This is a genomic window from Mucilaginibacter sp. OAE612, from assembly GCF_041806395.1.
Taxonomy (GTDB): Bacteria; Bacteroidota; Bacteroidia; order Sphingobacteriales; family Sphingobacteriaceae; genus Mucilaginibacter; species Mucilaginibacter rubeus.
Genome location: NZ_JBGMUW010000001.1, coordinates 4,385,798 through 4,399,517, shown reverse-complemented (window position 1 = coordinate 4,399,517; position 13,720 = coordinate 4,385,798). Strand labels below are relative to the sequence as shown.

Genomic DNA, 13,720 nt, shown 5'->3' with positions numbered 1-13,720 from the left:
CAATTGAAGAAGATATTCTGTTTAGTTTCAGTCATTACATTATTGGGCAGCAACCTCTATGCCCAGCATACAGACCATCTGCAATATGTTGATCCGTTTATCGGTACATCACTTAGCAATGTGCTTACCAAATGGGGTAATAATGGAGGTTGTTATCCGGGAGCTGTTGCGCCGTCGGGCAGCGTACAACTAAGTCCCGAAACAAGGACTACAGGGACAAGGGGATATAACTACACCGATAGCTCAATTTATTATTTCAGTTGCTTTGGCCACATGAGCGGTTTTCCTGAAGGATCATCAGGCCGCTTTTTTGTGATGCCGTTTAGTGGTAGTGAAAGTTTTGAACCGGGAAAGTCAAGCCTGCATTTTTCGCACAAAAAAGAAACTGCCGTACCGGGCTATTATAAAGTGGATTTTGATAACCAGCGGATTACCGCCGAAGCTACAGCTACTACGAGAACTGGCATGTTTCGGTTTATGTTCAATGGAAGCACTAATCCACAAATTTTCGTTGGAAATGCCGGTGAAATCCAGGCGATATCAAGTAAAGTGATCCATACTTCAGTTGCAAACGCTGTGATAAACTTTAGCGAAGGATATACGGAAAAAAAGGAAGTTAAAGGGGGCTGGGTTTTCACTTTCCCGAAGACTAAAGTGATTACTTTGCGCTTAAGTAAATCATCAGTTAGCTATCTCAATGCACAGCATAATATTGATCAGGAAATCGGTAGCTTAACTTTTGATGAGGTTCGCGCGAAAACCGGCGGCGAATGGGCTAAAGTATTATCGGTAGTTGATATAATCGACGGTAACGAGCAAAACAAAACAGTATTTTATACGGCGCTTTACCATTCGCTGTTATTGCCCTGGGTTGTTGATGATGCTGATGGCAATTATCGGGGGAATGATGGCGAGGTTCATCAAAAAACAGGGCAAAATCAGTACGGGGCTTTCTCTCCATGGGATACTTTCCGGTCGCTGCATCCGTTACTTACGCTGCTTTATCCACAGAAGCAGCAGGATGTGATCTTATCCCTGCTTGATGTTTACAAGCAAAGCGGGCATCTGCCAACAGAAAGCATGACGGGCAATCATGCTATTCCTATCATTGTTGACTCATACTTAAAAGGCATTACCGGTTTCGATAAAGAGCTTGCTTACAAGGCTATGAAGAAGGATTTGATTGATGGCCCATTCGTGCAATCGGACATGGAAGTGTACCATCAAAAAGGCTACGTTCCATTCACCAAACCTGAGTCGGTTACCCGCACTGTAGAATATGCTTATGATGATTGGGCTTTATCGCAATTTGCCGAAAAGGCGATGGGGGATAAACAAATCGTTCAATTATTAGCAAACAGGGGATTTAGTTACCGTAATCTTTTAAATAAAGATGAACTCTTTATACTTCCGCGTAATGGTGATGAGTTTAAACTGCAGCCCGGTACATCAGGATATAAAGAGGGCGATAAATGGGTGTACTCGTACTTTGTACCTCAAAACGGTAAAGACCTTATTAACATGACCGGCGGCAACGAACAATTCTCCGCCCGGCTTGACCCTGCCCTGCGCAATAATGTTATTCTATTTGATAACGAAACTGTTTTCCATTTGCCTTATATGTTCAATCAGGCAGGTAAGCCTCAGTTAACACAAAAATGGGTGAGGGATATTATGCTCAACAGGTTCAGCGCCACACCCGGTGGTTTACCCGGTAATGATGACTTGGGTTCAACATCAAGCTGGTATGTCTTTAGCTCGCTCGGGATATATCCGGTATGTCCTGGTAATCCGCTTTACGCTATCGGTGCGCCTTTGTTCAAATCTGTAACGCTTCATTTACCCAATGGCAAAAAGTTCATCATCGGCAGTAATAATTCATCTAAAAAAAATAATTACGTACAGGCTCTGCATGTGAATGGCAAAGCCTGGCAGCAATTGGCCCTGCCACATTCGGTGTTGGTTAACGGTGGTGCAATGACTTTTGATATGGGGAAAGCCCCAGGTAACTGGCCAACCGATAAAGATCCGATTGAGCTATCGGCCACACAAAAAAATACTGCCTTTAGTATAGCGAGTTATTCGGTCGATAAAAAAAATGCAGTGCCTGACGAGCCGCTTGTGATAAGGTTTAAACTTAAAAATACAGGTAGCAAGGGCATTAAAACCATAAAGCTGTTGGTTAACGGAAAGCCATATAGTTATAAAAACTGCTTGGTTGAGCCGGGACAAACTGTTCAGGATTCTATTGAGTTTCGCCTTTACCCTGTGGGAAAAACGGTACTGAAGCTTGATAATACACTACCGTTGATTGTCGAAGTGAATCTGCCTGCAAAACCGCAGGAGCAAGCTTTTAAAATATCGGGGCTGGAAGTAAAACCGATGATCAGGTTGAATGAAAGCCAGGAAATAAAATACCGGATAAAAAATACTGGCGGATTAAAGCAAACCTTTATTATACCTGTAATCCAGAATGATTCGGTTGTTTTTACCGATAATATTAAACTTGATGCCGGTGAAGTTAAAACCATTAGTCATCATATAAAAGCTTCCAAAAACGGATTTGAATATGTGAGGGTCGATACGGCGAAAACTATCTACAAGGTTTATGAAAATGCTACAGAATCATTATTACTTGATTTCGCATCGATAGTCCGTGGTAAGATAGTTGCTGATAGTTCGGGCTTTCATAACAACGGAAATGTTATTTCATCTTCAGTAACGACTACTAATGATAAACTGTTATTTAGCGATAGTACTTATGTGGAAGTCCTAAACTCACCATCTTTGGACAATATGGATGAATCCATTACTATGATGGGATGGGTTTACCCGATGGGCAATGAGAAAGGTCTGGTTGATATCATTACCAAAGGCGATAACCATGTATTGCAAATGACCGATAACAGAACCCTGACTTTTTTTGCGGGCGGATGGGGCAGGGGGGACTGTACCGTAAACCTTCCTGCCGATTGGAAGCAGCACTGGCACCACATAGCCGGCGTGTGCAACGGCAAAAAGCTGTATGTTTATATCGATAATATTTTGGCCGGAACCACGCTGTTAGAGGTAACCGCTGATCTGTCGGTAAATAACAAATGGACATTAGGCCGAAATGAAGAGTTTCCATCGGAACGCGTGTTTCATGGCTTTATAAACAGGGTAAAAGTATTCAAAGCTGCATTATCTGCTAACGATATCAAAAATATAGTGTCCTCAGAAAAACAGTAAGCCGGTATTAGGAGCGTCTCCTACGTTTAAGAGGATAATTAACAGCCTCTAACGGGCTGTTGATGCCCTCGCTATTAATTGTGATGGCATTATCAGTTCCTGCTTGGCTTCATTAAGTCGTCCAGACAAGCGGCCGAAAAGTATTTCGGCCGCTTGCTTGCCCATATCATATGCAGGTTGTAAAATAGTAGTGAGCGATGGGTTAAGTATTGCCGCGGTAATTTGATTGGTAAAACAAACAACTTTTACATCACGGGGAATTTGTAGTTTCAGTTCATCGCAAGCAAGATAAGTTGCGGTTGCCAGCTGCTCAACTGTAGCTATGATACCATCGGGTTTAACGGTTGCCAAATGCGCTTTGATCATGTTTACGTTTTCCTCTGTATATTTATTGGCGCAGGTTACTATTCCTGCATCTTTAGCTACAAACCCATTGTCAATTAAAGCGTTGCGATATCCTTGTTCCCGGGCGGTTAAAATAGTAGGATAACCGCTGATGGTAACCAGTGAGATGTTTTTACATCCGGCTTGCAATAAGTGGGTGGCTGCGTTGTAAGCGCTATTATAGTCGTCGGTTACTATTTTATCTGCAGTAATATCCTCGCACACCCTATCAAAAAAAACTATGGGAATGCCCGTTTCCTGTAATGTTTTAATATGTCCGGTATCCTGGGTGCTGCTGGCTACCGACATAATTAGGCCATCAACGCGTCCGCTGGCCAGGTCGTTAAACATGGATGCTTCCCGTTCATAGCTATCATGAGTAAGGTAAATGAGCGCATGATATTTTTTTGGGGCGACAATACTTTCAATGCCGTTAATGGCCTGGCTAAAAAAGCTGTCGGCAATTTCAGGTATGATGATGGCTATAGTATTGCTGCTTTGTTTGCGGAGGCTGCTGGCATAAGCGTTAGGTACGTAATTTAAGCGCCTGGCGGCTTCCATTACTCTCAGTTTGGTTTCAGGACTTATATCATAGCTATCGCGCAGCGCTTTAGATATGGTTGCGGTTGAAAGGTTAAGCTCTTTCGCGAGCGTTTTCATATTCACCTTATCGTTCTTATTACCGCCGGTCATTTTAGTATTGGTTGTGCTTAATTGTGGAGCAATATAGCGAAAAAGATGTTCAGTAGTTTCGACGCGACTCAACCTGAACGGAAGAAGGGCGTTTATATGTTAAAACAATGCGGGGTACGGTTTAAATGAGAAAAGGCACAATTTCTTGCGCCTTTTGTGATCCCGCTGGTACAAAACTCGAATCATTTGGTAAATGATTTGAAGTTATTAGCTTCAATAAAATCGTTAAATATATAGATCCGATAGAGAAATATATCGTTTAAAATGTATCGTTTGTCTTCAAATGGGAAAGTATTTGCCCAATATTTAGGTCTTCAGTAAAATTAAACAAGATGGCCATAATGAATTGTATATCAGTATGTTACTTCGCGAGCCGGACAGCAATCGTCAGGGCTTTCCTGGATTCAACTGTGAAATCCCCGTCCAGTTGTTCCGACAGACCTTTGATAAGGGTGATTCTCAGCGAATCCGCTTTAACAATGGCGATAATAATAAGTTCCCCCAATCTTGGAGTAAGATAATCTGCCCCCTGTCCGGAGATTTTGCAAAGTGCCCTGTGATACTTTCAACAGTTGCCTGACTTCAGCACCTTTGAGCCATTCTTTTGGGATATCTTTTTTTGTGTTCAACAAATCATAGATATCATTAAGTAATTGCAGCCTGAAATGCTGCAGATCTTCTTTGGTAATAATCTCTACACTCATGGTCTATACGATATGGTAATGTTGTTGAATGGATTTCTTTTGAATGATGGTATTGATAAATATTCCGAGGTCGAGCAGACACAGGATACGCTTACGATAATTCATACTACCTGAATTCTTTGCGATATTTATAATTTTATATGCAATGGTTCTCGTCATGTTGTACATACGGGCATTATGATTTTTTTTAATTTCCTGCAATTACTTTTTATCGCTTGCAAACAGGTAGATCCCGGGGAACAAGAATGATTTTACTGCGCCTCTTCTTGTTGAAAGATGGGAAATATTGTAAATAACCAAAGTCATGCAGGTCCCGGATACAGCGATGATAAGTAGCCCGAGAAGAAATCCGGGCCGCCTCCATCACCTCGTAACTATAAACCTCGATATGATCCGTAAACCCGCCACGCTGCCACAACTGCAGGAGCGTAGCAAAAAGGCCAATATGGGCAATACAGATCCGGGGATCGCTGCCGACCCGTTCAAAGAATACCCATAAAGACCCTATGGACGAAAGTCTGATGCCAGCTAAGATGGAGGCAGACTATGTCCAGGTATAAAAGATATCGAGGGGGTATTAATAGAAAACCTGATTATTCGGGCGTTTAATTGCCGAATTATTTTTTCAACTAGCTGCAATCAAGAACTGAAGAGCTTTATTCATTACGCAAGATGAACGGTACCTGAAATGATGGATGAACATCCCGATATTTTAAACCGAAATCGCTGCCAAAAGCCAGTATACCCATCAGCTCCTGATAATTTAACGTTAACAGATATTTAGACAAGATAAGGGGCGATTTTTTTACAATAAGTTTATATTTGGGAAATGGAGGCCCCTAACTTACATAAGACAACCTGGCTTGAATTTAAGAGCGGGAGCGAAGCGGCTTTGCATAATCTATATAAGCAACATTACCTGGGACTGATTAATTACGGAATTAAATTTAGCGGGGACAGGCATTATGCAAATGATTGCATCGTGGAAATGTTGCTCGGCCTTTGGGAAAAACGTGCTAAACTACCAGAAGTCGAAAATGTAAGAAGTTATTTATTAACCTGTTTGCGAACTATTATGTTACAACGCATCAGGTCTGATAAATTGAGAGAAGTTAAGGAACGTCACGCTCACTCTCTAACGGATCACCAGGAATTGTCCTACGAAGAGCACATCTCTAAAATTCAAACCGATCTAATAATCAAGGATAAACTAACTAAAAGCTTAAACAGACTTACTGGACGCCAAAAGGAATTATTGCAGTTGAAGTTTTTTGATAACCTTGATTATGACGAAATAGCCATAAGATGTAAGATATCCAAGCGTACGGCTTATAATATTGTGTACGATGCCTTGAAAATTCTGAAAGACGACCTGGAAAAAGATGGTAAAAAAAATTCTTTTTACCTCTCATCCATTATAAGTTTGTTAATATTTTCAATCGAGGCTAATATTTTCTAATTTATTTTGAATAAGGCGTCTATTTTGTTAAATAATTAAAAATTATTTCAATTTTCGTAGTAAAAATTGGGGTGCCAAGCATCAATAGGGAAATTTTAAGCAAAATGAACTATTCGAAGTTTGGTATTGAAGATTTCTTATCCGATATTTCGTTTCAGGAGTATTGTTTGGGAAATAATGAACAAGCTATTGCCTTTTGGACCCAATGGCTAAAAGAACATCCTGAAAAAGCAAACACTATTCACAGCGCTAAAACGCTTTATTATATTCTTAACGGAAACATTACGGATAAGGACTTCCGTGCAGACTATGAATTTTTTCAGAAGGCCTTTGGGCCACGACATTCTAACTCGGATTCGCATCTGCCATTGCAGCAAAAGATAGTTCCGCTTAAGCGGTCAAACAGGAAACTGGTGATGACTTTAACTGGTATTGCAGCATGTTTTCTGATCGTATCAGCTATTTACTTATTCAATCTCAAAAATAGTAAACAATCTGTAGCTGATAGAGCACTCAGTTTTTCGAGCCCTTTAGGAAAAAAGAAAACGATTACTCTCAGCGACGGAACAAAGATCATATTGAATGGCGGCAGTAAGCTAACCGTTGCGGATAATTATAATATCAGCCGTCGCGATGTAACACTGGAGGGCGAAGGCTACTTTGACATCGTGCATAATGCTCAAAAACCGTTCACCGTTCATACAGCTAAGATCAGCATCAAAGACATTGGGACAATATTCAACGTAAAGGCTTATGCTATGGACAAAACAACAGAAACCTCTCTCATAAAGGGTGCCGTTGAAATTATCCTGAATAACAAAATGAAAAGCAAAATCCTGCTAAACCCGAACCATAAACTGGTTTTGCTTAACAATAAGGATTTGAATGTAAATCAGGGAGAGGAAACTGCTGAAGGTCTCTTCACTGTTCGTAAAGTTACGAAAAACACAGACGACAATTCTGTAGTTGAAACCAATTGGACTCAAAATAAACTCACATTTTATGATCAGTCCTTTGATGAAATAGCAGTTCAGATGGAAAGGTGGTACGGCGTTAAAATCAATATCATCAATCCCGCTGTGAAGGAATACCATTACACGGCCACATTTGACCATGAAGACATTGCACAAGTGTTAGAAGCTCTTAAATTATCCGGGAACTTTAATTACAGAAAGGAGGATAATGTAATTAGTATTTACTAAAATTCTCTGATCGTAAAAAAGGGAAATACGAATGTATTCCCCCGCGAATTAAAATCCTCACTGAAGACAGGTTAATCAATTGGCGTTGTCGCCTGCTTCAATTGTTAAACTTTTAAATCATGTAAAATTATGCAAAAAAGCACAATTAATAGTGCCGTTTTTCCTGCAACCCCTATTGGTAAAATTTTGATTGTTATGAAATTAACTTTTATGCTAATTCTCATCAGTTGCCTGTCCGTTTCGGCCACGGTATACTCCCAGGAGGTGCGTATGTCACTGAATGTAAAGGACGCTGAGATTAGTAAAATTATAAAGAGTATTGAAAAAAATACGCCTTATAAGTTCGTTTATAATAACAACCTGTTTAAATCTGATACCCGGATCAGCCTCTCGGTTACGGATGTAACCGTAGCTGATATATTAAATAATATGTTACAACACACCGGTTTTACTTACAAAGTACTTGATAATAACCTGATCGTACTCACAAAAAAAGATTCCGAAGCTTCGGCTATTTTAATCAGTGGCATCGTTGTTGACGATAGCGATCAGCCGCTGCCGGGTGTTACCATCAGTATCAAAGGCAACAGAATGGTAAGTTCCGCCACTGATTACAACGGGCATTTCAACATCACAGTGGCATCCGCAAACGATATTTTAGTGATTAGCTACATCGGTTTTGTTACCCAGGAAGTAGCACTTTCAGGGCAACGATCAGTTAAGATCAGGCTAAAACCTGCTCAAAATGGTTTAAATGAGGTTCAGGTCATAGGCTATGGTATTACAACCAAAAGAAACAATACCGGCGCCGTCAGTTCCATTACTGCTAAAGACATCGAAAATCAACCGGTTGCTAACCCTCTTGCCGCCATGCAGGGTAAACTTCCGGGCGTACAGATCTCCCAAAACAATGGCTTGCCCGGTAGCGGCTTCCGGGTGCAGATAAGGGGGGTTGGTTCATTATCAAGCGGCACCCTGCCTCTTTATATAGTTGATGGTATTCCATTCACACTGTTCAATGGTAGTGCACCCGCGTCAGACGGGCTCAATGCCTATGGCGTTAGCGGTGCTAATGGCGGGGAGATCAGTCCTTTGGGGATGATTAACCCTGATGATATTGAGCGGATCGATGTTTTAAAAGATGCTGATGCCACAGCTATTTATGGGTCGAAAGGTGCTAACGGCGTTGTGTTAATAACCACCAAAAAGGGTACAGGCGGCAAAACAAAATATAGTGTAAACTTTTACCAGGGTGTTGGTAAGGTAGGTCATTTTATTGATATGCTGAATACAACCGATTACCTGGCGATGCGCAAAGCCGCATTCGTGGCTTCGGGTGTAACCCCAACTGCAACTAATGCACCCGATTTACTGGTTTGGGATCAAAATGCAAATACTAACTGGCAAAAACAGTTCATAGGCGGTACGGCCCATACCACCAACGCGGACATAGCTGTTTCAGGCGGCAGCGCACAGAACACTTTTTTATTCAGCTCAAATTATCGTCACGAAGGAACTGTTTTTCCCGGGAGTCTTGGGGCTAATACGTTTTCAAACCGTTTAAACGCAGGGCATAAGAGTGCAGATGGCAATTTTGGCATTAACCTTAACGTGAACTACGGTTATATGCAAAATAATCTGATCGGGACTGATCTTTCTACCTTATACAGTTTGCCACCCAATTTGCCTACTCGTAATGCAGACGGATCCCTGTATTGGAGTAATTCAGTAACCAACCCATTAGCCTATTTGTTACGGCCAACGGCCAATACCACAACCAACCTGATTAGTAATATGAATGTTTACTATCATTTACTGCCAGGTTTAAGCGTAAAGGCAAATTTAGGATACTCGGCAACCGGTCTTAAACAAACCCTGGAGACGCCGCTGACTTCCCTGAACCCGGCCAACGTTGTTTTATCCGCACCCAACAATAGGTTGCAATATGCCAACAACACTTATTCCAACTACATTGTGGAGCCGCAGGTTGAATACCGGAAGAAAATACTAAAAGGAGATTTACAGGCATTAGCAGGTACAACGTTTCAGCGTACGCTTACGGACGGGTTAAATTTATTGGGAACAGGATTCAGCAGTGATGCCCTGATCGGCAATTTAAACAATGCGGCATCGATCATTAATTACGGCAGCAACAACTCCGATTATAAATACGCCGCCGTATTTGCCCGGTTAAATTATAACTGGGATGGCAAATACCTTTTAGATGGCACTTTCCGCCGGGATGGCTCATCAAGGTTTGGAGCGAACCATCGCTTCGGGAATTTTTGGGCCTTGGGAGCCGCCTGGATTTTTTCGCAGGAATCTTTTATGAAGAACCTTTCATGGATAAGCTTTGGTAAATTACGCAGCAGCTATGGTTTAACCGGTAATGATCAGATTCAAAATTACTTATACGATGCTTATTTTAACACAACAGGTTCTGCCAACAGTTATCAGGGGCAATCTATTATTTATCCAGCCTCTGTTCCCAATGCCAATTTACATTGGGAAACCAATAAAAAGTTGGATGTTGCTATCGAGCTTGGATTTTTTAAAGACCGGGTTTATTTGAAGGCAGATTACTTCCGTAACCGCTCATCTGATCAGTTGATTTCCGTAGCCTTGCCAACACAGGCCGGTTTCAATAGCTATACCACAAATTTTCCTGCAGTTGTTCAAAACAAGGGCTTCGAATTTGAATTAAGCACTACAAATATCCGGCATAAAAACTTTAAGTGGGTAACCGCATTCAATTTAACTATTCAGCGTAATAAGATCTTATCGATTGAAAACCCCGGCCAGCTTTTTAATAGCTCAAGCTATATCGTGGGACAGCCTGTTAATGCCGTTTTAGTGTATCATTTTACAGGTATTGACCCTGCAACCGGAGTGCCCACCTATCAGGACCTGAATGGCGACGGGGCAATAACATATGCCGGCGACCGTAAGCCTGCACCATTAGGACACCCCTATTATGGAGGTATGACAAATAGCTTCACTTATAAAAACATACAATTGGATGTGTCCTTTTTGTTTAATCACCGCATGGGCTATGTTAACAACACCTCTTCGTATCCCTACGGTACCGGTTTAACCAACCAAAATGCAAGCGCGCTGCAGCGCTGGACAGCACCGGGCGACAACTCAGTTTATCCGGGAGCAACAACTATAGGCACCACTCCATATTATAACTATAATTCATCAGATGCCAATTGGGGTGATGCTTCATTTCTTAAGCTAAAAACGGTGAGTTTGAGTTATGCGCTACCAAAATCATGGGTTCGTTCCATCAGTTTATCCGGCCTGACTGTGTTTGCAAGGGGAGAAAACCTCGTTACCTGGGCTAAGCAAAAATATACCTATGACCCTGAAACGGCCGTTTCAGGCGCCGCCCCTGGATTGGGAACGGGGCAGTATATAGCGATGCCCCAGCTACGCACAATGGTTATTGGTCTCAACTGTTCATTTCAATAATTCGGAACAACATGAAATTAAAATATAATATATCAATATGGTTATTGACCGGTCTAGCTTTTCCGGCAATGATCCTATCCTCTTCCTGTAAGAAATTTGTGGAACTGGATGCTCCTCAAAATAAAATAAATGCCTCTACCGCCTATCAGACAGATGCTACGGCTACCGCGGCCGTAATTGCATTGTATAATTATGGCATCTATGGTTCTATGGTCCCATGGCAACAGGGCATCGCCTTTTATGGTGGCGTAAGCGCTGATGAGCTTCATTATACCTTAACAACCACTCCTGAAATTACGGAGATCGAAAATAATGCCCTGTCAATTGGCAGTACTACAAATGCTACTTTTTGGTCAAATGCTTATGCCGAGCTGCTTGGGGTTAACAATGCCATTGCAGGTATTACAAATTCTACTACATTGACTCCCGCCGTAAAGTCGCAGTTATTAGGCGAAGCCAAGTTTTTCAGGGCATTCGTGAATTTTTACCTGGTTAACTTTTACGGCGGCGTGCCTTTAACAGGTAATGATCCGTTAACTAATTCATACCTGCCAAGGTCATCCGCCGACCAGGTTTGGGCCTCTATCATCAGTGACCTGAAAGATGCGCAGGGTCTATTGCCTGCAACTTATGTAGGAACGCTTAGGGCGCGGGTAAACCAGCTATCGGCTACGGCATTACTGGCCCGGGTATATTTATACCGTAAAGATTATGTCAATGCCGAAGCAATGGCAACGCAGGTAATCGGTTCCGGAACCTACAGCCTTGCGCCAACGGCTTCTGTATTTATTAATACCAGCACTGAAACAATTTTGCAGTTCGCTACCTATTATGGTTATTCATCATTTGCGCAATCCTATCGCACATCTACATCGGCCGCAACTATAGCTCCGCCCATTTATGTCCTCACCAGTACTATTGCCAATAGTTTTGAGGCAGGGGATAACCGCAAAACCAATTGGGTGGATTCAACGGTAAGTGGTTCCAAATTCTATCGCATCAATAAATACAAAATTTATACTGCTGCAACCGCTGGTGCCGGCAATGAATTTAACGTTGTGCTGCGCCTGGCAGAACAATACCTCATCCGGGCTGAAGCAAGGGCACAGCAAGGAAACCTAAGCGGCGCTGCGGCGGATGTTAACATTATTCGGGGCAGAGCAGGTTTGGCCAATCTGCCGGGATCTGTAACTTCGACTTCAACTACATTACTTACTGCAATCGCCCAGGAAAGAAAGGTTGAGCTATTTGGGGAGTATGGCCACCGTTGGTTGGATCTGTTGAGAACAGGTCAGGCGAACGCAGTGTTAAGTGCCCTGAAGCCGGCTACCTGGAATGTTACCCGCTCTGTATTATTCCCGGTTCCGGACGGACAAAGACAGCAGAATAGTACACTTACACAAAATCCGGGCTATTAACAGTTCCATTATCTAATTAAATATGAAATTCAAAAACTTGGGTTTTACGGCTACCGGCGTTGTGCTGGCAGCCGTGCTATACACTTTTTCGGCATTTAAGAATGGCGATGGGTTTATAATTAAAGGACATATTGATGGCGTTATTTCAGGTAAAGTTTACCTTATTCATCAGTATTTAAAAAATGAAGTCACCGATTCGGCAACGATCAGGGACGGTGATTTTGTATTCAGGGGCTCCACACCTGAGCCGTTGGAATACCGGATGAAGTTGTCTGGTAATGACCGGCAGCAAATATTGCTATTTGTTGAGAATACGAATATGACAGTTCATGCCAATAAAGACTCGCTTTTTAAAGCAGATATAAAAGGCTCTCCGACCCAGGATACATGGAACGCCTATTTAAAAGCCTGGAGGCCGGTAACACAATATGCCGGCAAATATTATCACCTGTCTGATTCAGTTAACAAGGCGTATCGAAATAAACCCGATTCGGCAGCCAAAGCGTTTCTCAAAGGCGAATATTCAAAATTAGAAGATCTGGATTTTCAGATGCACCAGGAGTTTTTCAAAGAACACCCGGCATCGGTTATTTGCGCTTACGTGATTAATACGCATTTTATCTCCTATTTTCAGTTTGATAAAGCAGCCAAATTATTTGCCTTGTTAAAAGACAGTGTTAAAAAATCATATTACGGCAGGCAGATAGACCAAAGTTTTGAAATTGAAAAACGATCCGGGATCGGGGCAAAACCCGATTTTGTGATGAACGATGTAAACGGAAAACCGGTAAAGCTCTCCTCATTTAAAGGGAAATACGTATTGGTTGATTTTTGGGCCAGCTGGTGTGGCCCCTGCCGCAGGGAAAATCCTAATGTATTAGCGAATTACAATAAATATCATGCTCAAGGACTGGAGATCGTAGGGGTTTCTTTGGATAAAGATAAAGCTGCCTGGTTAAAAGCCATACAAACCGATGGTTTACCCTGGACACATGTATCTGACCTGAAAGGATGGAACAATGCCGCAGCAGTGGAATTTGGTGTGAAAGTCGTGCCTGCCAACTTTTTGTTAGATAAGGATGGCAGGGTTGTCGCGAAGAATATCCGGGAAGAGGAACTGGGTAATAAATTAAAATCAATTTTTAACAACTAAGA

The 13,720-nt window shown here is 42.0% G+C and carries 9 protein-coding genes; 7 read left to right on the top strand and 2 right to left on the bottom strand.

The window, feature by feature from the left end; all coding sequences use genetic code 11:
• Positions 1–3 precede the first annotated feature (3 nt).
• Positions 4–3,231: a GH92 family glycosyl hydrolase gene (locus tag ABID99_RS18305; protein ID WP_373614702.1), complete on the top strand. Its 3,228-nt coding sequence runs from the start codon at positions 4–6 to the stop codon at positions 3,229–3,231.
• A gap of 48 nt (positions 3,232–3,279) precedes the next feature.
• On the opposite strand, the gene ABID99_RS18300 is transcribed toward ABID99_RS18305, so the two are convergent.
• Complete coding sequence (locus tag ABID99_RS18300; RefSeq protein WP_354481305.1) at positions 3,280–4,308, bottom strand: LacI family DNA-binding transcriptional regulator; 1,029 nt, start codon at positions 4,306–4,308, stop codon at positions 3,280–3,282.
• 473 nt (positions 4,309–4,781) lie between these two features.
• Entirely contained in the window at positions 4,782–5,012 is a 231-nt protein-coding gene (locus tag ABID99_RS18295; protein ID WP_373614701.1) for a helix-turn-helix domain-containing protein, read from the bottom strand.
• Between the two features lie 304 nt (positions 5,013–5,316).
• Here ABID99_RS18295 and ABID99_RS18290 point away from each other — a divergent pair, with 304 nt between their 5' ends.
• The 6 genes from ABID99_RS18290 (at position 5,317) to ABID99_RS18265 (ending at position 13,718) form a co-directional block, all read left to right on the top strand.
• Positions 5,317–5,511 carry a hypothetical protein gene (locus tag ABID99_RS18290; RefSeq protein ID WP_373614700.1) on the top strand — a complete coding sequence of 65 codons (195 nt, stop codon included), beginning with the start codon at positions 5,317–5,319 and terminating at the stop codon, positions 5,509–5,511.
• A gap of 330 nt (positions 5,512–5,841) precedes the next feature.
• Positions 5,842–6,471, top strand: a complete 630-nt coding sequence (locus ABID99_RS18285; RefSeq protein WP_373614699.1) for an RNA polymerase sigma factor — start codon at positions 5,842–5,844, stop codon at positions 6,469–6,471.
• 104 nt (positions 6,472–6,575) lie between these two features.
• Positions 6,576–7,673 (top strand): FecR family protein, encoded by a 1,098-nt coding sequence (locus tag ABID99_RS18280; protein ID WP_373614698.1) that lies wholly within the window; start codon positions 6,576–6,578, stop codon positions 7,671–7,673.
• A 195-nt stretch (positions 7,674–7,868) separates the two neighbouring features.
• Positions 7,869–11,147 (top strand): SusC/RagA family TonB-linked outer membrane protein, encoded by a 3,279-nt coding sequence (locus ABID99_RS18275; protein WP_373614696.1) that lies wholly within the window; start codon positions 7,869–7,871, stop codon positions 11,145–11,147.
• A gap of 68 nt (positions 11,148–11,215) precedes the next feature.
• Positions 11,216–12,565 (top strand): RagB/SusD family nutrient uptake outer membrane protein, encoded by a 1,350-nt coding sequence (locus tag ABID99_RS18270; RefSeq protein ID WP_373614695.1) that lies wholly within the window; start codon positions 11,216–11,218, stop codon positions 12,563–12,565.
• 22 nt (positions 12,566–12,587) lie between these two features.
• Positions 12,588–13,718, top strand: coding sequence for a redoxin domain-containing protein (locus ABID99_RS18265; RefSeq protein ID WP_373614694.1), 1,131 nt, complete (start codon positions 12,588–12,590; stop codon positions 13,716–13,718).
• The last annotated feature ends 2 nt before the right edge of the window (positions 13,719–13,720 follow it).